The sequence below is a fragment of the Amycolatopsis sp. NPDC104819 genome (assembly GCF_055583145.1).
This window is the reverse complement of record NZ_JBVJON010000002.1, coordinates 256,382-275,083: the sequence shown is the minus strand read 5'-3', so window position 1 is coordinate 275,083 and position 18,702 is coordinate 256,382. Positions and strand designations below refer to the sequence as shown.

The 18,702-nt window shown below is 71.7% G+C and carries 18 protein-coding genes; 10 read left to right on the top strand and 8 right to left on the bottom strand.

The genetic code is table 11. The annotated features are described in order from the left end of the window. Positions 1-41 precede the first annotated feature (41 nt). Both ndk and ACZ63E_RS06130 read right to left on the bottom strand, forming a co-directional pair. Positions 42-452 carry a nucleoside-diphosphate kinase gene (gene ndk / locus ACZ63E_RS06135; RefSeq protein WP_465313130.1) on the bottom strand — a complete coding sequence of 137 codons (411 nt, stop codon included), beginning with the start codon at positions 450-452 and terminating at the stop codon, positions 42-44. 59 nt (positions 453-511) lie between these two features. Continuing rightward, on the bottom strand, positions 512-2,059 hold the full coding sequence (locus ACZ63E_RS06130; RefSeq protein WP_465334759.1) for an alkaline phosphatase D family protein: 1,548 nt from the start codon (positions 2,057-2,059) through the stop codon (positions 512-514). Positions 2,060-2,182: 123 nt separating this feature from the next. On the opposite strand from ACZ63E_RS06130, the gene ACZ63E_RS06125 reads away from it, so the two are divergent. Further along, positions 2,183-4,537 (top strand): penicillin acylase family protein, encoded by a 2,355-nt coding sequence (locus ACZ63E_RS06125; RefSeq protein WP_465334757.1) that lies wholly within the window; start codon positions 2,183-2,185, stop codon positions 4,535-4,537. Between the two features lie 22 nt (positions 4,538-4,559). Here ACZ63E_RS06125 and ACZ63E_RS06120 read toward each other — a convergent pair whose 3' ends face one another. After that, positions 4,560-5,126: a TetR family transcriptional regulator gene (locus ACZ63E_RS06120; RefSeq protein WP_465334755.1), complete on the bottom strand. Its 567-nt coding sequence runs from the start codon at positions 5,124-5,126 to the stop codon at positions 4,560-4,562. An 88-nt stretch (positions 5,127-5,214) separates the two neighbouring features. Between ACZ63E_RS06120 and ACZ63E_RS06115 the strand changes: the two genes are divergently transcribed. After that, positions 5,215-6,108 carry an SDR family oxidoreductase gene (locus ACZ63E_RS06115; RefSeq protein WP_465334753.1) on the top strand — a complete coding sequence of 298 codons (894 nt, stop codon included), beginning with the start codon at positions 5,215-5,217 and terminating at the stop codon, positions 6,106-6,108. Here ACZ63E_RS06115 and ACZ63E_RS06110 read toward each other — a convergent pair. Both ACZ63E_RS06110 and folC read right to left on the bottom strand, forming a co-directional pair. Further along, positions 6,105-6,497, bottom strand: coding sequence for a DUF4233 domain-containing protein (locus tag ACZ63E_RS06110; protein WP_465334751.1), 393 nt, complete (start codon positions 6,495-6,497; stop codon positions 6,105-6,107). The two genes, ACZ63E_RS06115 and ACZ63E_RS06110, sit on opposite strands and share 4 nt — an antisense overlap. Beyond that, on the bottom strand, positions 6,494-8,149 hold the full coding sequence (gene folC / locus ACZ63E_RS06105) for a bifunctional tetrahydrofolate synthase/dihydrofolate synthase (protein WP_465334749.1): 1,656 nt from the start codon (positions 8,147-8,149) through the stop codon (positions 6,494-6,496). Before folC ends, ACZ63E_RS06110 begins: the two co-directional genes overlap by 4 nt. 73 nt (positions 8,150-8,222) lie before the next feature. On the opposite strand from folC, the gene ACZ63E_RS06100 reads away from it, so the two are divergent. Together ACZ63E_RS06100 and ACZ63E_RS06095 are read left to right on the top strand one after the other, a co-directional pair. After that, entirely contained in the window at positions 8,223-8,858 is a 636-nt protein-coding gene (locus ACZ63E_RS06100) for a class I SAM-dependent methyltransferase (protein WP_465334747.1), read from the top strand. A gap of 71 nt (positions 8,859-8,929) precedes the next feature. After that, positions 8,930-9,805 (top strand): SGNH/GDSL hydrolase family protein, encoded by an 876-nt coding sequence (locus tag ACZ63E_RS06095; RefSeq protein WP_465334745.1) that lies wholly within the window; start codon positions 8,930-8,932, stop codon positions 9,803-9,805. On the opposite strand, the gene ACZ63E_RS06090 is transcribed toward ACZ63E_RS06095, so the two are convergent. Further along, positions 9,789-10,580, bottom strand: coding sequence for an alpha/beta fold hydrolase (locus ACZ63E_RS06090; protein WP_465334743.1), 792 nt, complete (start codon positions 10,578-10,580; stop codon positions 9,789-9,791). The genes ACZ63E_RS06095 and ACZ63E_RS06090 overlap by 17 nt on opposite strands. A gap of 10 nt (positions 10,581-10,590) precedes the next feature. Then, complete coding sequence (locus tag ACZ63E_RS06085; RefSeq protein WP_465334741.1) at positions 10,591-11,364, bottom strand: alpha/beta fold hydrolase; 774 nt, start codon at positions 11,362-11,364, stop codon at positions 10,591-10,593. A gap of 86 nt (positions 11,365-11,450) precedes the next feature. On the opposite strand from ACZ63E_RS06085, the gene ACZ63E_RS06080 reads away from it, so the two are divergent. Together ACZ63E_RS06080 and ACZ63E_RS06075 are read left to right on the top strand one after the other, a co-directional pair. After that, positions 11,451-12,332 carry a LysR family transcriptional regulator gene (locus ACZ63E_RS06080; RefSeq protein ID WP_465334739.1) on the top strand — a complete coding sequence of 294 codons (882 nt, stop codon included), beginning with the start codon at positions 11,451-11,453 and terminating at the stop codon, positions 12,330-12,332. Positions 12,333-12,390: 58 nt separating this feature from the next. Next, entirely contained in the window at positions 12,391-12,702 is a 312-nt protein-coding gene (locus tag ACZ63E_RS06075) for a hypothetical protein (protein WP_465334737.1), read from the top strand. Positions 12,703-12,757: 55 nt separating this feature from the next. Here ACZ63E_RS06075 and ACZ63E_RS06070 read toward each other — a convergent pair whose 3' ends face one another. Beyond that, entirely contained in the window at positions 12,758-15,379 is a 2,622-nt protein-coding gene (locus ACZ63E_RS06070) for a valine--tRNA ligase (protein WP_465334735.1), read from the bottom strand. A gap of 56 nt (positions 15,380-15,435) precedes the next feature. Between ACZ63E_RS06070 and ACZ63E_RS06065 the strand changes: the two genes are divergently transcribed. From ACZ63E_RS06065 to ACZ63E_RS06050, 4 genes are all read left to right on the top strand, one after another. After that, positions 15,436-15,729, top strand: coding sequence for a hypothetical protein (locus ACZ63E_RS06065; RefSeq protein WP_465334733.1), 294 nt, complete (start codon positions 15,436-15,438; stop codon positions 15,727-15,729). 57 nt (positions 15,730-15,786) lie between these two features. Then, entirely contained in the window at positions 15,787-16,788 is a 1,002-nt protein-coding gene (locus ACZ63E_RS06060) for a hypothetical protein (RefSeq protein WP_465334731.1), read from the top strand. Positions 16,789-16,861: 73 nt separating this feature from the next. Next, positions 16,862-17,299, top strand: coding sequence for a MarR family winged helix-turn-helix transcriptional regulator (locus ACZ63E_RS06055; protein WP_465334729.1), 438 nt, complete (start codon positions 16,862-16,864; stop codon positions 17,297-17,299). 89 nt (positions 17,300-17,388) lie between these two features. Then, a complete protein-coding gene (locus ACZ63E_RS06050) occupies positions 17,389-18,690 on the top strand; it encodes an MFS transporter (RefSeq protein WP_465334727.1) in 1,302 nt (433 codons plus the stop codon). Positions 18,691-18,702 lie beyond the last annotated feature (12 nt).

Genomic DNA, 18,702 nt, shown 5'->3' with positions numbered 1-18,702 from the left:
GGGAGAACCGGGGCCACGCGCGGGCGTGGCCCCGGCGCCGGTCACAGGTCGGGGAACCAGAGCTTCAGCTCGCGCTCGGCCGACTCCGGCGAGTCCGAGCCGTGGACCAGGTTGAACTGGGTCTCCAGCGCGAAGTCGCCGCGGATCGTGCCCGGGGTGGCCTTCTCGACCGGGTCGGTGCCGCCGGCCAGCTGCCGGAAGGCCGGGATGGCGCGCGGGCCCTCGACCGCGAGCGCGACCAGCGGGCCCGACGTGATGAACTCGAGCAGGTCGCCGAAGAACGAACGCTCCTTGTGCTCGGCGTAGTGCTCTTCGGCCAGGGCCTGGGGCACGGTGCGCAGCTCGAGGGCGACGAGCTTGAGGCCCTTGCGCTCGATCCGCGAGATGACCTCGCCGACGAGGCCGCGCGCGACGCCATCGGGCTTGACCAGGACCAGCGTGCGTTCAGTCACGACGGTTTTGCTCCTTATTGCGGGTAAGTGTCGGTGCGCGTGAGCGTAGCCGACCCTGTTCAGCGGCCCTGCGGGTGCAGCTTCTTCGACCACAGCGACGCGCCGGTGGCGTCCCGCAGGTCGACGGTCAGGTCGCCGCTCGCGCCGTCGACGTTCAGCTCGCCGAAGTGCTGGAAGCCGTCGATCGGGGCCGTGTTCGCGACCGGCGGGGCGTGCACGAACACCGCCTCCGGGCCGAACGTCGGGTCGAGCGTGTTGGGTCCGAACGCGCCCGCGTTCAGCGGCCCGGACACGAACTCCCAGAACGGGTCGAAGTCCTGGAAGGCCGCGCGGTCCGGCGAATAGTGGTGCGCCGCCGTGTAGTGGACGTCCGCGGTCAGCCAGACGACGTTGCGGACGCGGCGGCGCTGGATCTCCCGCAGCACCCAGGCCAGCTCCGTCTCGCGGCCGCCGGGCGCGCCCGGCAGGTTGTTCGCCACCGCCTCGATCGCGGTGCCGTCCGGGACGACCAGGCCGAGCGGCATGTCCGCCTGGACGATCTTCCACGTCGCCGTGCTGCGGCCGAGCGCGTCGGCGAGCCAGCGGGCCTGGCGGTCGCCGAGGATGTAGCCGGGCTTGGTCTGGTCGGCGGTGTTGGCGTTGCGGTAGGTCCGCATGTCCAGCACGAAGATCTCGACGCGGGAGCCGTAGGTGAAGCTGCGGTAGACCCGCCCGTCGACCGCGCGGCGCGAGTCGATCGGGTGCCACTCGTGAAACGCCTGGTACGCCCGCGGCGCGAGCACGTCGACGCGCTTTTCGGTGTAGGCCGGGTTGTCGAGGATCTTGCCCGGGTACCAGTTGTTGAGGACTTCGTGGTCGTCCCACTGAACGTACGCCGGCACCTGGGACACGAACCGCTTGAAGTTGTCGTCGAGCCGGTTGTAGGCGTGCTGGCCGCGGAACTCTTCGAGCGTCTCGGCGACCTTCGCCTTCTCCGTCGTCATGACGTTGCGCCAGGTCCGGCCGCCGGGCAGCGCGACGGTCTCGGTCAGCGGGCCGTCGGAGTACACCGTGTCGCCGCTGTGCAGGAACAGGTCCGGGCACCGGGCGGCCATCGCGGAGAAGATCGTCATGCCGCCGAGCGCCGGGTTGATCCCCCAGTTCTGGCCGACGACGTCGCCGGACCACAGGATCCGGGCGTTGCGGCGGCCCACCGGCGCGGTGGCGAACCGGCCGGTCAGGGGCTGGCTGGTCGCGCGCCCGTCCAGCGACTCCGCCGTGACGCGGTAGTGGAACTCGGTGCCGGGCGTCAGGCCGGCGACGCGCACCTGGCCGGTGCCGCCGGTGGCCGGGCCGGCGACGGGGCCGGTGATCCGGCGGGCGTGCCGGAACGACGGGTCGCGGGCGACCTCGACGACCAGGCGCGAGGGCCGGTCCGCGCGCGACCAGACGATCGCGGACCCGGGCGTGACGTCGCCGGACTGGACACCGTGGGTGAGCACCGGCCGGTCACGGCGGACCAGCGGTGTCGCGGCGAAGGCCGTCGAGGGCAGCACGAGACTGGCGGCGGCGCCGGTCAGACCGGCTTTGAACAGCGTGCGGCGGGAGTGGTGGGTCGGTTCGGTCATGCGCGGATTCAATCCCGCCCCGGCCAACGCCGGATGGCGCGCGGGTGAACGGATCCCGGGGGATTTCCCCCATGTCCGCGGGGCTCGCCGTCGGTAGCGTGGTGATCACGACAAGGGGGTCAGATGAGACCAATCAGGAAAACCCTGGCGGTTCTGACGGCGGCGCTCACCATCACCACGCTGGGCACCGGTGTCGCGGAAGCCGGCGAAGACGGCGCGAAGGCCGTCCTCCGCTACACCGAACACGGCGTCCCGCACATCGTCGCGAAGGACTTCGACGGCCTCGGGTACGGCTACGGCTTCGCGGCGGCGACCGACAACGTCTGCGAGCTCGCGAACATCTATCTCACGGTGAGCGCGCAGCGGTCGAAGTACCTCGGCCCGGAGGGCGGCGGTTACCCGTCGCTGTCCGACGCGAGCAGCAACCTCCACAGTGACCTGTTCTTCCAGCGGATCAACGACTCGGGGGTGGTCGACCGGCTGGCCGCGGCACCGGCGCCGCAGGGCCCGCGGCCCGAGGTGCGGCAGCTCGTTTCCGGGTACGTCAAGGGGTTCAACGCCTACCTGGCGCGCACCGGCCGGTCCGGGATCACCGACCCGGCCTGCCACGGCGCCGCCTGGGTCCGGCCGATCACCGAGCTGGACTTCTACCGGCACTACTACGCGATCGCGATCACCGGCGGCCAGGGCGTCGTCACCGAAAGCCTGTTCACGGCGCCGCCCTCCGGTCCGACGCCGGTGCCGGGCACCGCCGGGCAGCTCGGGGCGGGCCTGCGTCAGGCGCTGGGCGGCGGGGGCCTCGGCAGCAACGGCATCGCGGTCGGCGCGGACTCGACCCGGGCGGGCGAGGGCAGCGTGCTGCTCGGGAACCCGCACTACCCGTGGCAGGCCGGCCGCCGGTTCTGGCAGAGCCAGCTGACCGTCCCGGGCCGGTTCGACGTCGCCGGCGCGAGCCTGCTCGGGATGCCGTTCGTCCAGATCGGCCACACCGCCGACGCGGCGTGGACGCACACGGTGTCCACTCCGGTCACGTTCGGCTTCTTCGAGGTGCCGCTGACGGCGGGCGACCCGACGACCTACCTCGTCGACGGCAAGCCGGAGAAGATGACCGCCCAGGACGTCACCGTGCAGGTCCGCCAGGCCGACGGCTCGGTCAAGCCGGCGAGCCGGCGGTTCTGGTCGACGCGCTACGGCTCGGTCATCGGCGACTTCCAGGGTGTTCCCCTGCCGTGGTCGGCAAAGTCGGCGTACGCGGTGCGTGACGCCAACGCGACCAACCTGCGCGGGCTGAACACGTGGTTCGAGCTCGACCAGTCGCGCAGCACGGCCGACGTCGTCCGGGCGCTGAGCCGCACGCAGGGCGTGCCGTGGGTCAACACCGTCGCCACCGACCGCGCGGGAAACGCGCTGTACGCGGACATCCAGGTCGTCCCGCACGTCACCGACGAGCTGGCGAGCCGGTGCAACACAACACTGGGACAGCAGACGTTCGCGGCGTTCGGACTGTCCATCTTGGACGGCTCGAAGACGTCGTGCGGCTGGGGTGCCGACCCCGGCGCGGTCGAACCGGGGATCTTCGCACCCTCGCGGCTGCCGCAGCAGACCCGCCGCGACTACGAGCTGAACGCGAACGACAGCGCGTGGCTCGCGAACGCCCGCGCGCCGATCACCGGGTACCCGCACATCGTCGGGGACATCGGCACCGAACGCTCGCCGCGCACGCGGGAGGCGCTGCTCACCGCCGAGCGGGGCGGGTTCACCACGGACTCGATGAAACAGATGCTCTTCGCCGACCACAGCCTGGTCGCCGACCTGGCCGCGGCAGATCTGGCGAAGCTCTGCGCGTCGTTCCCGGGCGGCCAGGCGCCTTCGGCGAGCGGCCCGGTGCCGGTCGGACCCGCGTGTGACGCGCTGGCGAAGTGGGACCACCGGTACTCGCTCGACAGCCGGGGTTCGCTGCTGTTCCAGCGGTTCGCCGCCCGGCTCGCCGACCTGTCGCGCTTCACCGTGCCGTTCGACCCGAAGGCGCCGCTCACCACGCCGAACACGCTGAACACCGCGGACGCCGGGGTCCGGCAGGCGTTCGGGGACGCGCTGGTGGAGCTGCGCGCGGCCGGGCTCGCCCCGGACGCGCGGCTGCATGACGGCCAGGCCGTCACGCGCAACGGCGAGCGCATCCCGATCCACGGCGCGCAGGGTTTCCTCGGGGTGCTGAACGTGATGACGACGCAGTGGGATCCGGCGCGCGGAAACGTCGAAGTGGCGCACGGGTCCAGCTACATCCAGGTGGTCGGCTTCCACGGGCGCGCGTGCCCGGACTCCTCGACGCTGCTGACGTATTCGCAGTCGGCGAATCCGAAGTCGCCGTACTTCAGCGACCAGACGAAGCTCTACAGCCGTGGCGAGTGGGTGAAGGACCGCTTCTGCGAACCCGACATCCTGCGCTCCCCCGCGCTGCGGATCGTCGTCCTGCGCTGAGGTGCCCGGCGGGGGCGGGCGCTCAGCCCGCCTCCGCCGCCAGGACGCGTAGGTCGTCGAAGGCTTCGGTCAGGTGCTCCGCCAGGCCGCGCCCGGAGTCTTCGAGCCACGCCACGACGGCGTGGTGGAAGGTCGCCCAGCCGGTCTGGGCGGCCAGCGCGGCGAGCCGCTCGGCCACGCCGCGCTCGCGCAGCGCCTCCGCCAGGGCGTCGGTCATCGCCGCGGCCTTGGCCAGATCGCGTTCGCGCAGCGCCGGGGTCGCCGCGATGACCGCGAGCCGCGGCTCGGCGAACGGCCGGTTGCCCTCGATGATCCGCGCGGCCTTCCGGAAGGCCCGCAGCAGGACTTCCAACGGCGGGAGCCCGTCGCGCGCGTCGGCCACCGACCGGGTCAGGTCCGCGCGCAGGGTCGCTTCGCCGTCGAAGAGCACTTCGCGCTTGTCCGGGAAGTGCCGGAAGAACGTGCGCTCGGTGACGCCGGCCCTGGCCGCGATCTCGGCCGTGGTGGTCTGGTCGAACCCGCGTTCGGCGTACAGCTCCAGCGCCGCCTGCTGAAGGCGGCGGCGCGCTTCTTCTCCGCTGCGTGGCACCCCGCCAGCGTACCCGTAGTGACAGCGACTGACACTACGAGGTACGGTTCGTAGTGTCAGTCACTGTCACTACCTCGGGAGCACGTCCATGCACGTCTTCGTCACCGGCGGTTCGGGCCTCACCGGCCCGGCCGTCGTCACCGAACTGGTCGAGGCCGGCCACAGCGTCACCGGCCTGGCCCGCTCGGCCGCGGCCGCCGACCGGCTGACCGCGCTGGGCGCCACCCCGCACCACGGTTCCCTGGAGGACCTCGACAGCCTGCGTCGCGGCGCCGAAGCCGCCGACGGGGTCCTGCACATGGCCTTCGGCGGCGACTTCGCCGATCCGGACGACATGGAACGGCGCGACCGGACGGCGATCGAGACGCTCGGCGCGGTGCTGGAGAACACCGGCAAGCCATTCGTCAGCACCTCCGGCACGCTGGTCATGCCCGCCGGGCGCGAGAGCACCGAGAAGGACGAGCCGGACACGGCCGGGCTCGCCGCCTTCCGGATCGCCGGCGAGCGCGCCTGCCTGGAGTTCGCCGCCCGGGGAGTGCGCGCGAACGTCGTCCGGCTCGCGCCGACGGTCCACGGGCCCGGGGACCACGGCTTCATCCCCATGCTCATCAACACCGCGCGCAAGACCGGGAAGTCCGCCTACGTCGGCGACGGCGCCAACCGGTGGCCCGCCGTGCACCGGCTCGACGCGGCCGTCCTGTTCCGGCTGGCGCTGGAGGACGCGCCCGCGGGCAGCGTGCTGCACGGCGCGGCCGAGAACGTCCCCTTCAAGGACATCGCGGAGACGATCGCCGGCGGCCTGGGCCTGCCCGCGGTCTCACTCACCCCCGAGGAGGCCTCGACGCACTTCGCCAGCCCGTTCTTCGCGCTGGCCTACGCCTTCGACGCGCCGGTCAGCAGCGGGTTCACCCGCGAGCTGCTCGGCTGGGCGCCGACCCGGCCGGGCCTGCTCGACGACGTCGCGACCGGCGACTACCTCTAGGCCTGGGACTGCTGCTGGCTCGCCAGGGTGCCGGCCGCCATCCGGCGGGCGACGTCCTTGCGCAGCCACAGCAGCCACAGCCAGACCGCCAGGAAGATCACGCCCAGCACGGCGATCGCGGGCAGCCAGAACACCAGCGCGATCAGCACCACCTGCAGCGCGAGCAGCAGCGGCACCGCCCACGGCCGCTTCACGAACCCGCAGGTCACGATGAGCAGGACGGCCACCGCGATGACCGTCCACCCGGTGCCGGTGCCGATCCCGCCGCCGAGCTTGTTGACCACCGGCAGCGCGAGGGCGACCGTGATCGCCTCCATGATCAGCGTTCCCGACATCACGCCGCGGAAGCCCTTCATCGGGTCCTTCGGCTTGGGAGTCGCTTCCGTCATGCCGGCTCCTTCCCGAACAGGGTGCGCGCTTCGCCCACGGTGACCACCGATCCGGTGACGAGCACCCCGCCGCCCGCGAGCGGCTCCTCGGGGTCGTCGCTGGTCTCCACCAGCGCGATCGCCGTTTCGATCGCCGTCTCCAGGTCCGTCTCGGCGACGACGCGGTCTTCGCCGAACACCGAGATCGCCAGCTGGTTCAGCTCCTCCAGCGGCATCGCGCGCGGCGAGGAGTTGCGCGTCACGACGATGTCGGACACCACCGGCTCCAGCGCGTCGAGGATGCCGTGAGCGTCCTTTTCGGCCATCACGCCGACCACCGCGACCAGACGGCGGAAGGCGAACTCCTCGGCCACGGTCGTCGCGAGCGCGCGGGCGCCGTGCGGGTTGTGCGCGGCGTCGATCATGACCGCGGGCGCCGAGCGGACCCGCTCGAGCCGGCCGGGGGTCTCGACCTCCGCGAACGCCTCGCGGACGGCCTCGAGGACCAGCTGCTTGTCCTTGCCCGCACCGAAGAACGCCTCGACGGCGGCCAGCGCGAGGGCGGCATTCGCGGCCTGGTGGGCGCCGTGCAGCGGCAGGAAGATCTCGTCGTACACCCCGCCGAGGCCCTGCAGCCTCAGCAGTTGCCCGCCGACCGCGACCTCGCGCTCCAGCACGCCGAACTCGCTGCCCGCGCGGGCGACCGCGGCGTCGACCTCGACGGCGCGCTCGAGCAGCACCTTCTGCACCTCGGGGTCCTGCTCGGCGATGACCGCGACCGAGCCGGGCTTGATGATGCCCGCCTTCTCGCGCGCCGCGCCGAGGATGTCCGGGCCGAGGTACTCGACGTGGTCGATGCCGATCGGGGTGATGACCGCGACGTCGGCGTCCGCGACGTTCGTGGCGTCCCAGGCGCCGCCCAGGCCGGCCTCGATCACCGCGGCCTCGACCGGCGCGTCGGCGAAGGCGGCGAACGCCATGCCGGTGAGGATCTCGAACTTGCTCATCGCGACGCCGTCCGCGGCCGCGCCGTCGACCATCGCCACGTACGGCGCGATGTCGTGCCACAGCTCCGCGTACCGGGCGGCGGAGATCGGCCGGCCGTCGAGCGCGATCCGCTCGGTGACCAGCTGCAGGTGCGGGCTCGTGTAGCGGCCGACACGCAGGCCCATCCGGGTCAGCAGCGCGTCGATCATCCGGGCGGTGGAGCCCTTGCCGTTCGTGCCGGCGACGTGCAGCACCGGGTAACCCCGGTTGGGCTCGCCCAGCAGCTGCGTCAGCGCCGAAATGCGGGTCAGCGACGGCTCGATCTTCGTCTCCGGCCAGCGCTGGTTCAGCTCGGCCTCGACGGCCATCAGCTCGCGCCGCGCCTCGGGCCCGTCCGGGCTGCCGTACACCTCAGGCTCACCCTGGTCGTCGAGCTCGTGCAGCTCGGCGTCCTCGGGCACGCTCAGGTCGGGCACCGGGCCGGTCGCGAGGTTGTCGCCGAGCTGGCCGACGCCGCCGATCCCGCCGCGCGAGCCGCCGCCCACGTCGAACGCGGTGTCCCGCGCGTCCAGCTCCGGGTCGTGGTCGTCCGAGTCCTCGTACCCCTCGGCACCGAGCTCGTCGACGCCCGCGAAGCTGTCCAGATCCGACAGGTCCGGCCTGCGACCTGTCTCATCCTGCGGCACTGAATCTCCTCCGGCCTGGGGTTTTGGCACTTGCTTGCGAGTCTACGTGCGTGACAGGTGGCACTCTCGACCCATGCCGTTCAACCACAACGACCACTACCACCCGCTGCTGCTGGACCAGCTGCCGCCCGGGCCGGGGATCGCGCTGGACGTCGGGTGCGGCACCGGCCGGTTCGCGCGCCGGCTGGCCGCGACCGGCATGGCGGTGGAGGCGGTCGACGTCTCGGCGGCGATGGTCGAGGCGGCGTCGGGCCTGGGGTCGCCCGGCCCGGGCAAGATCGTCTACCGGCAGGCCGACATCACCACCGACGCCCTGCCCGAGCAGCACTACGACTTCGTTTCGTGCCTGGCGTCCCTGCACCACATGCCGCCCGGGACGCTCACCAAGCTGCGCCGCGCGCTGGTGCCGGGCGGGGTGCTCGTCGTGCTCGCCCTGGCGCGGCCGAGCACGCCGCTGGACTGGGCGCGGGCGGCCGCGGCGGTCCCGGTCAACACGCTGGCCCGGCTGGTCGTCTACGCCGGCGAGCGGCTGAACGGCGGCGCGGAGGACGGCCCGCGCGCCCCGGTCGTCGACGACTACCCGACGCTGGCCGAGCTGCGGCGCGAGTCGGCCCGGCTGCTGCCCGGGAGCACGGTCCGGCCGTTGCTGTTCTGGCGCACCCTGGTCACTTACCGTGAACGTGAAGACGGTGACCCGACAGGCGGGTGAAGTCCGGCCCCGAAGCGCCCCGCGCTCGCTAGATCTGGAAGGAGTGTTTCCGGAACCAGAACGGGGTCTTCATGCGCAACACCCGGCTGCTCCTCGCGGTCGTCTCGGCAGCCATGCTCCTCACCACCACCGCGACCGCCGCGTCGGCGGCCCCGCGGATCCACCACTACGTCGCCCTGGGTGACTCCTACACGTCGGGCCCGTTCATCCCGGTCCAGCGGACCGACCCGCTCGGCTGCGGCCGCTCGACGGCGAACTACCCGTCCGTGCTGGCGGACACGCTGAACGTCGGCGACTTCGACGACGTCAGCTGCGGCGGCGCCGACACGACGAACATGACGCGGCCCCAGGCGGTCCCGTTCAACGGCACCAACCCGCCGCAGCTGGGCGCGCTGCGCGTCGACACCGACCTGGTCACCCTGGGCATCGGCGGCAACGACTTCGGCGTGTTCGGCAGCATCGTGTCGACGTGCCCGGGGCTGCGCGCGAGCGACCCGACCGGCAACCCGTGCGAAGAGCACTTCACGACCAACGGCGTCGACACGATCCAGAAGGCGATCACCCAGACGGGCGCCCGGGTCGAGGCGGTGCTGGCGGCGGTTCACGAGCGCTCGCCAGGCGCGCGGGTGCTGGTCGTCGGCTACCCGCGCATCGCGCCGGAAAGCGGCTACTGCCCGGACGTCCTGCCGTTCGCGGACGGCGACTACGCGTGGCTGAACCAGGTCGAGCGCGAGCTGAACCAGGCCCTTTCGGACGCGGCCGACGCGGACGGCGACACGACGTTCGTCGACACGTTCGGCCCGTCCCGCGGGCACGACGCCTGCGCGCGCGGCGGGTCGGCGTGGATCAACGGCAAGGACCAGAACGTGTTCGTCGCGGCCGCCTACCACCCCCTGAAGGCGGGGATGGCGGGCGTGGCCGCGGTGGTGCTCAAGTCCGTGCGCTGACGAAGTCCAGCACCAGCCGGGCGAACTCGTCCGGCAGCTCGGCCGGGGCGCCGTGCCCCGCGTCGATCCAGGCGGCGCGCGCGTCCGGGATCGCGGCGAGCAGCGCACGCTGCTGCTCCGCCGTGACCACCCGGTCGTGCGCGCTGCCGAGCACCAGCACCGGCGCGGTGATGGCGCCGAGCACCGGCCGCAGGTCGACGGCCCGGTCGGCCTCGACCTGCCGTCCGGCGCCGGGCTCGATGACCGATTCGAGCGTCTTGACCAGCTGTTCGTTGCTCTCGGCGGTGGCCTGGTCCCAGTAGCGCGGGCCGAAGGCCATCAGCGGGAGCATGCGGGCGAAGGTGCCGGTCGCGAGCAGGTCGAGCCAATACTGGAACTCGGCGTCCTGCCGGACGTCGGTCACCGGCCAAGCCGCGTGCAGCACCGCCGACCGCACCCGGCCGGGCCGCGTGCCGGCCAGCTGCGCCGCCACGACCGCGCCGAGCGAGTGACCGACGACGTGGGCTTGGTCGACGTCGGCGTGCTCGAGCACGACCGCGGCCTGCGCGGTGAGGTCTTCGACGTCGACCGGTCCGCCGTGGTCGGTGGTCAAGCCGGAGCCGGAGAAATCCGGGGCCAGGACGGTGAAGCGGTCTTGGGCCTGGGCGGTCAGCGGGGCCCACTGCTCGCGGGAGGCGGCGGTGCCGTGCAGGAGGAGCAGGGCAGGGCCGTCGCCGGTCCGGTCGTAGTGGACGACGGCTTCGCCGCCTTTGAGCGTCACGGGGACTTGGGGCATGTCAGCTCCTTCAGGCGTTTTTGACGACGCTGCGCAGGGCGGCGGTGAAGGCGTGTGGCGCCTCCTGGTGCGGGATGTGCCCGGCGCCGGCGATGACGTGCACCACGGCGCCGGGGGTCAGCGCCGCGCACTCGCGGGGGACGTCGAGGGGGATCTCGGTGTCGAGCTCGCCGTGCAGGTAGGCGATCGGGACGTTCAGCTCCGGCAGCCGCGGCCGCGGGTCGTGGTGGGTGACCTCGACGAACAGGTCGTCGAGGTAGACGCTCGAGTCGACGAGCTGCCGCACGGTCCAGTCGACCAGCGCCGGCGAGGCGCCCGGCGCGAACCAGTGCGGCGCCCACCCGGCGAGCGTCCCCGGCCGGTCGTCGGCCATCTCCTTCCGCAGGCCGAGGACCTTTTCCCGCAGCTCGGCGGCCGGCCAGTGCGCCGGGCCGTCGACCGCGACGACCCCGCCGACGAGCTCGGGGCGGGACAGCGCCAGTTCGGTGGCGAAGGTCGCACCGAGCGAGGAGCCGACCACAACGGCGTCCCTGAGGTCCAGCGCTTCGATCACGGCGGCGGTGTCGGCGGTGAGGCCGGTGATGGTGTTGCCCTCGAGCGGGCGGTCCGAGCGGCCGCACCCGCGCCAGTCGAAGGTGACGACGCGGTGGTCGCGCACGAGGTCGGGCAGGCACGACCCCCAGACGCGGCCGCTGGTGCCCCAGCCGTGCAGGAAGAGCAGAGCCGGTCCGGCGCCGGCGTCTTCGTAGTGGAGCCGGGTGTGGTTGACGTCCAAGTAAGGCATGGCTCGAGCCTCGCTTCCGGGCGTGCGCGGTTCGAGGGTCAACCGGCTCTTACACTCATCACGAACGCTGATGAATGGGGTCTTCGGTGGAACTACGGCAGCTGCGCTACTTCCTCGCGGTCGCGGAGGAGCTGCACTTCGGCCGCGCGGCGGAGCGGCTGCACATCGTCCAGCCCGCGGTGAGCCAGCAGATCCGGCGGCTGGAGCGGGAGCTGGGAGTGTCGCTGTTCGGCCGGACGACGCGGAGTGTGTCGCTGTCGGAAGCGGGCCGGCGGTTCCTGCCCCACGCACGAGCGGTCCTGGCGGCGGCCGATCGGGCGTCGGATTCGGTGGCGGAGTTCCGGGCTGTCTCGTCGTTGGTTCGGCTGGGCACGAGCGAGGGTCTGGGTGACCGCCTGGACGTGTTGTTGAGCGCTTTCGCCGCGCTCGCGCCTTCGGCTTCTTTGGAGCTGCTCCACGCGCCGACTGCGCAACGCCTTCAGCGAGTCCGCGACGGTTCCTTGGACGCGACGATCGTGCGGGGTTCTTGGCCTGGTTCCGGGCTCGACTTCACTCCCTTGTGGACAGACGAGGTGATGGTGGCTTTGCCCGCTTCACATCCCCTGGCTGCTTCTGCCGAGGTTTCCTTCGCGTCTTTGGCTTCCCTGCCGGCGCGGTTGAGCCCGCCTTCGCGGAACCAGCCGTTGTATGACCTGGTGGTTTCTTGTTGCCGTTCGGCGGGGTTCGAGCCGGTGCTGGGTCCCGACTTCACGACGGCGCAGGACACGTTGGGAACGCTGGGCTTCGGCCGTCCACACTGGACGGTGTTCTACCGCGCGCACGCCAACTTGCTGCCGGTGCCGGGAGTGGCGTTCCGGCCGCTGCGTGACCCGTCACCGGTGATGCCGACGTACCTGGCGACACCTTCGGACCGGCGGTTGACTCCGGAGCTGGTGGCGTTGATCGAAGCGGCGCGAGCGACCGAGTAACAAGCCGGCCTTCCCCAGCGACCCCTCCCGCGTGCCGCAAACTTTTCAGATGGACCGCGTGGATCGCATCGCTGACATCCTGTACGGCGTTGCGTCGGGCGAGGGCCTGATCGGCTACGTCCCGCTCGGCAGGCGCGTCGGCGTGCAACCGCACCACCTCGGCCAGTTCCTCGAGCAGGTTTCCGCCCGGGCCGCGGACCGGGACGAACCGCTGTGGAGCGCGCTCGTCGTGGCCAAGGACAGCCGTCGGCCGAGCAGCGGGTTCTACGTTCTCGCCCGGCGCTTGCGTGACGAGTACGCGAGCCTCGACGACCAGGACGTCTGGGAGAAGGAGCGGCGGCGATGCTACGACGCCGCCCGCCCTGTCTGAGCGGACGAAAGCCCGGCCCTCCCGAAGGAGCGCCGGGCTTCGTTCGTCACCACCCTCAGGAAGCCGGCAGAGCCGCCAGCCTCGCCGTGATGCGGTCGATGTCCGACACCGCCGTTTCCTTGCGCAGCTTGATCTTGTCGATCACCGGGGCCGGGGCCTTCGCGATGAATGCCTCGTTGCCCAGCTTCGCCTCCGTCTGGGACAGCTCCTTCTCAGCCGCCGCCAGGTCCTTCTGCAGGCGCTTGCGCTCTGCCGCCACGTCGACCGTGCCTGACAGGTCCAGCTCCACCGTCACCACGCCGGCCGCCAGTGCGACCTCGAGGGACGCGCTCGCCGCGAACTCCTCTGTCGGTGCCGTCAACCGGACCAGTGACCGGACCGCCTCCTCGTGGCCGCCCGAGTAGCCCGCCAGGCGGGCCGCCACCTTCTGGCCCGGCTTGAGCCCCTGGTCCGCGCGGAAGCGGCGGATCTCCGTCACCAGCTTCTGGACGTCCGCGATCCGCGCGTCCGCGGAAGAGTCCGCATAGCCCTCGAACGGTGCCGGCCAGGCCGCGACCACCAGCGACGCACCGCCGGTCAGGGCCGTCCAGAGCTTCTCCGTGATGAACGGGATGAACGGGTGCAGCAACCTCAGCACCGTGTCCAGCACGTGGCCCAGCACCGACCGCGTCGCTGCGACCCGAGCGTCTTCGCCTTGGTACAGCTGGACCTTCGCCAGCTCCAGGTACCAGTCGCACAGCTCGTTCCACGTGAACTGGTAGAGCGCGCCCGCCACCTTGGCGAACTGGAAGTCCTCGAACAGGCCGTCCACTTCGGACACCAGCGCGCCGAGGCGGCCGAGGATCCAGCGGTCGGACTCCGTGAGAGAAGCAGCGTCAGGCAACGGCGAAGCGACCGAAGCGCCGTTCATCATCGCGAACTTCGTGGCGTTCCACAGCTTCGTGCAGAAGTTGCGGGAACCGGCCGCCCACTCGTCGGCCAGGGCCATGTCCGCGCCCGGGTTCGCGCCGCGGGCCAGGGTGAACCGGGTGGCGTCCGCGCCGTACGCGTCCATCCACTCCAGCGGGTCGATCACGTTGCCACGCGACTTCGACATCTTCTTGCCCTGCGCGTCGCGGATCAGCCCGTGCAGGTAGACGTGGTCGAACGGCTGCTTGCCGTCCATCTGGTGCACGCCGAACATCATCATCCGGACGACCCAGAAGAACAGGATGTCGTAGCCCGTCGACAACACACTGGTCGGATAGAACTTGGCCAAATCGGCAGAAGACGAGGGCCACCCCAGCGTCGACATCGGCCACAGGCCCGAGGAGAACCACGTGTCCAGCACGTCCGGGTCCTGCGTCCAGCCCTCACCTGTCGGCGGCTGCTCGTCCGGGCCGACGCACACCACTTCGCCGTCCGGGCCGTAGTACACCGGGATCCGGTGGCCCCACCACAGCTGGCGCGAGATCGTCCAGTCGTGCATGTTGTCGACCCAGTCGAAGTACCGCTTGCCCAGCTCGGCCGGGTGGATCTTCGTCCGGCCGTCGCGGACCGCGTCGCCGGCCAGCTTGGACAGCTCCTCGACCTTGACCCACCACTGCAGCGACAGCCGCGGCTCGACGACCGTGTCGCAGCGTGAGCAGTGCCCGACCGCGTGCACGTACGGGCGCTTCTCGGCCACGATCCGGCCGAGCTCGCGCAGCGCCGCGACCACCGCGGGCCGCGCCTCGAACCGGTCGAGGCCCTCGAAGGGACCCTTCACCGTGATCTCGGCCTTCTCGTTCATCACTGTGAGCATCGGCAGGTCGTGCCGGCGGCCGATCTCGAAGTCGTTCGGGTCGTGCGCCGGGGTCACCTTGACCGCGCCGGTGCCGAACTCGGGGTCGACGTGCTTGTCGGCCACGATCGGGATGCGCCGCCCGGTCAGCGGCAGCTCGACCTCGGTGCCGACCAGGTGCGCGTACCGCTCGTCGTCCGGGTGGACGGCGACCGCGGTGTCACCCAGCATCGTCTCGGCGCGGGTGGTGGCCACCACGATCGCGGTGTCGCCGTCGCCGTAGCGGATCGAGACGAGCTCGCCGTCGTCGTCGCTGTGGTCGACCTCGATGTCCGACAGCGCCGTCTGGCAGCGCGGGCACCAGTTGATGATCCGCTCGGCGCGGTAGATCAGGCCCTCGTCGAAGAAGTTCTTGAACACCGTCTGGACGGCCTTCGAGAGGTTCTCGTCCATGGTGAACCGCTCGCGCGACCAGTCGACGCCGTCGCCGAGGCGCTTCATCTGGCCGAGGATCTTGCCGCCGTACTCGGCCTTCCACTCCCAGACGCGCTCGACGAACTTCTCGCGGCCCAGGTCGTGGCGGGAAAGGCCCTCGCCGGCCAGCTGGCGCTCGACGACGTTCTGCGTCGCGATGCCCGCGTGGTCCATGCCCGGCAGCCACAGCACCTCGTAGCCCTGCATGCGACGGCGGCGGCTCATCGCGTCCATCAACGTGTGGTTGAGGGCGTGGCCCATGTGCAGGGACCCGGTCACGTTCGGCGGCGGCAGTACGATCGAGAACGGCGGCTTCCCCGACGAGGCGTCGGCCGTGAAGTACCCGGCCGCTACCCAGCGGTCGTACATCGGTGCTTCCTCGGCGGCCGGGTCCCAGGCACCCGGAAGGTCGGTGGTCTGCTGCGGAGCGTTCTCGGTCACAATGGACAAGTCTACGAACCCGTCACGGCGGGTCACCCAGGGGGAAGGCACTCGGGATGGCAGAGCCCCAACAGCCGCAGGATCCGGACGACCGGCGCCTGGAGACGCACCCGGACCTGGCGAACCCGGACTGGCAGCGCTACGCCGAGCGGGACGCCTGGCTGGGCGCGAAGAAGGAGCTGAAGAAGCGCCGCAAGCGGGAGCGCCGCGCGGGCGGGTTCCAGCAGCCAGGGCAGAGCCGCTGGCCGGGTGTGCTCGCCCTGCTCCTGGTGGCCGGCCTGGTCGCCGCGGCGATCATCGTGCACCAGATCCAGGGTGTCGGCGTCAACGAGTTCGTCTTCTTCGGCTGAACCCGTAACGCTCGCCCCCCGCCGTCGATGATCAGGCATCGACCCTGGGGGAAGCACGTGGACGACGACAACCTGCTCGACTCGCACCCGGACCTGATGGACCCGGAGTGGCGGAAGCACGCGCAGACCGACGCCTGGCTGGGCGCCAAGAAGGACCGCAAGCAGCTCCGGAAGCAGCAGCGCGGACGCGGCTTCCGGAAGCCGCGCACCCGCTGGTGGATCCTCGCCGTCTTCGTGGCGATCCTCGGCCTGACCGTCGCGGGCATCGTGCTGGCCGGCCGTCCTCCGGCGCGTGAGGCGATCCCGGAGACGCCCAACCCGACCCAGGTGGCGCAGTTCGCCCACGTCGACCTGGCTTACCCGTACGCGAACACGCCCGCCCAGGACTGGACCAAGGGCCTCGGCGGCATCACCTCGCCCGCCGCGGCCGCGATCGGCTCGTTCAAGGCCGAAGCGGTCGCGGACGCCTACGCGCGGGCCCGGCAGGCCATCACCGCGGCCCACACCGACCCGGCCGTGCTGTTTTCGCACGACCCGAAGGCGTTCCTCGCGCTCTTCGCCCCGGACCAGCGCGAGCAGATGACACCCCGGCTCGCGGCGAAGCCGTCGAAGGACCAGGCCGGCTTCAACTCCTACCTGACCGAGATCGCCGACGGCTACCACCTGCTCGACGCGGGCCCCCGCACGTTCGGCACGCTCACGGCGCACGCCGGCGAGAAGCCCGGCGAACTGGCCGTCGACGCGAAGTACGTCGTCGCCTACGCCTTCGACAACGTCCACCCCGAGGGGCTGACCAGCCCGAACGAGATCGTCAGCTTCCTGCGCGTGGACGAGACGTACGTGGTCGCCACCGGTTCGAGCGTCGCGAAGTCGAGCCACGGACTGTGGCTGGACGGTGGCCAGAGCGCGACGTGGTCGGTCGGGTGCGCCGCCGCCGACGAGGGCTTGCTGGCGCCGAACTACGCGAACCCGCGGACCGGCCCGTCGACCGGCGGCCACGACGCGCCCGGCTACTACGACCCGAAGTACCCGGTGCCGACCTTCGACGACTGCCACTGACCCGAGCGCACTCCCGGCCGGGAGTGCGTCACATCCAGATGCACAGTCTGGGCTGTACAGTTAACCTGTGTGCATGGGCGAAGTACCAGCGCACGTGGCCGAGACCGCCGGCTGGCTCCGCGGCGTGGTCGCGCAGCTGCACCGGCGGCTGCGCCAGGTCGACAACGCGGGGATCCTGACCCCGTCGCAGTCGGCCGCCCTCAACCGCCTCTACCGCGAGGGCCCGGCCACCCAGGGTGAGCTGGCCGCGGCCGAGCACGTCCGGCAGCAGTCGATGGCCGCCACCCTCGGTGTCCTCGACGAGCTGGGGTACCTCGCCCGCACCCCCGACCCGGCCGACCGGCGCCGCGTGGTCATCGGCCTGTCCGAAGCCGGCACGGACACCGTGCGCGGCATCCTCCAGCACCGCGACGAATGGCTCGCCCAGGCGCTGTTGGACGAGCTGACCCCCGCCGAGCTCGAGGCCGTCACGCGGGCGCTGCCGCTGCTTCAGCGCGCCGCTCAACACTAAGACCCCGTCGGCCGGTAAGAGATAGGAGCGTCCTGACGAGCGCCGTCACCGCACCCGCCAAGTTCGGCGCCCGCCTGGTCACCCCGCTGGTGGCCGGCGCGGTGCTCAACCCGATCAACTCCACGCTGATCGCCGTCGCGCTCGTGCCGATCGGGCAGAGCTTCGGCGCCGGCCCCGGCCGGACCGCGTGGCTGATCTCGGCGCTGTACCTGGCCACCGCGGTCGGACAGCCGGTGGTCGGCCTGCTGGTCGACCGCTACGGCGCGCGGCGCGTCCTGCTCGGCGGGGCGACGCTGGTGATCATCGCCGGGATCGCCGGCATGATCCCGCTCTCGGTCGGCTGGCTGACCGGGGTGCGGGTCGTCCTGGGCCTCGGCACGTGCGCCGGGTTCCCGGCCGCGATGGCCGTGCTGCGCCACCACGCCGAAGCGAGCGGCCAGGGCGTGCCCGCGCGGGTGCTGTCGGTGCTGTCCATGTCCGCGCAGACGGTGATGGTGATCGGCCCGACGCTCGGCGGGGTGCTGATCGGCCTCTTCGGCTGGCCCGCGATCTTCGCGGTGAACATCCCGCTCGCCGGGCTCTCGCTGGTCCTGGCGCTGCTGTGGGTGCCGAAGGACGACCGCGGCGCGCGCACGGCGAAGCCGATCGACGTCCTGGGCATCACGCTCTTCTCCGCGACGCTGCTGGCGCTGCTGTTCTTCCTGATGAACCCCGGCGCCGACGTCTGGCTGCTCGCCGTCGTCGCCGCGCTCGGGATCGCGTTCGCGCTGGTCGAGCTGCGGCGCGCGGACCCGTTCCTCGACCTCCGGATGCTCGCGGCCAACCGCGCGATCCTGCGCACCTACCTGCGGCAGGCGCTGAGCTTCATGGCCATCTACGCGATCATGTTCGGCTACGTCCAGTGGCTGGAGACCACGCGGCAGCTGTCGGAGGAGGCCGCCGGGCTGATGCTGCTGCCGATGTCCGGCACGGCGGTGTGCGCGGCGGCGTTTTCGGGACGCGCGTCCGGGATCAAGGCCCGGCTGGTCACCGTCGCGGTGGCCCTGCTCGGCGGCTCGGCGCTGCTGCTGCTCGTGCACGACGGCACCTGGGTCGGCGCGCTGCTCGCCCTGGCCGCGCTGTTCGGCCTGGCCCAGGGCCTGACCAGCGTCGCGAACCAGACGACGCTCTACCGCGAGGCGCCCGCCGAGCAGATGGGCACGGCCAGCGGCCTGTTCCGCACGGCCCAGTACCTCGGCGCGATCGTCGCCTCGACGCTCATCGCGCTGTGTTACGGCCCGCACGCCGATTCGGCCGGCCTGCACCGGCTGGCGATCGCGCTGGTCGTCATCAGCGTGCTGCTGCTGGCCGTCACCGTCGCCGACCGCGGGCTGCGCGCCGCCAAGGTGTGACGCACCCCCTGT

Excerpts from the sequence above, each read along its gene's own strand:
- ACZ63E_RS06130 (WP_465334759.1), bottom strand. The coding sequence starts at position 2,059 with ATGACCGAACCGACCCACCACTCCCGCCGCACGCTGTTCAAAGCCGGT.
- ACZ63E_RS06095 (WP_465334745.1), top strand. The coding sequence starts at position 8,930 with ATGCGCAACACCCGGCTGCTCCTCGCGGTCGTCTCGGCAGCCATGCTC.
- ACZ63E_RS06125 (WP_465334757.1), top strand. The coding sequence starts at position 2,183 with ATGAGACCAATCAGGAAAACCCTGGCGGTTCTGACGGCGGCGCTCACC.
- ACZ63E_RS06090 (WP_465334743.1), bottom strand. The coding sequence starts at position 10,580 with ATGCCCCAAGTCCCCGTGACGCTCAAAGGCGGCGAAGCCGTCGTCCAC.
- ACZ63E_RS06085 (WP_465334741.1), bottom strand. The coding sequence starts at position 11,364 with ATGCCTTACTTGGACGTCAACCACACCCGGCTCCACTACGAAGACGCC.
- ACZ63E_RS06055 (WP_465334729.1), top strand. The coding sequence starts at position 16,862 with ATGGGCGAAGTACCAGCGCACGTGGCCGAGACCGCCGGCTGGCTCCGC.
- ACZ63E_RS06100 (WP_465334747.1), top strand. The coding sequence starts at position 8,223 with ATGCCGTTCAACCACAACGACCACTACCACCCGCTGCTGCTGGACCAG.
- ACZ63E_RS06110 (WP_465334751.1), bottom strand. The coding sequence starts at position 6,497 with ATGACGGAAGCGACTCCCAAGCCGAAGGACCCGATGAAGGGCTTCCGC.
- ACZ63E_RS06115 (WP_465334753.1), top strand. The coding sequence starts at position 5,215 with ATGCACGTCTTCGTCACCGGCGGTTCGGGCCTCACCGGCCCGGCCGTC.
- ACZ63E_RS06065 (WP_465334733.1), top strand. The coding sequence starts at position 15,436 with ATGGCAGAGCCCCAACAGCCGCAGGATCCGGACGACCGGCGCCTGGAG.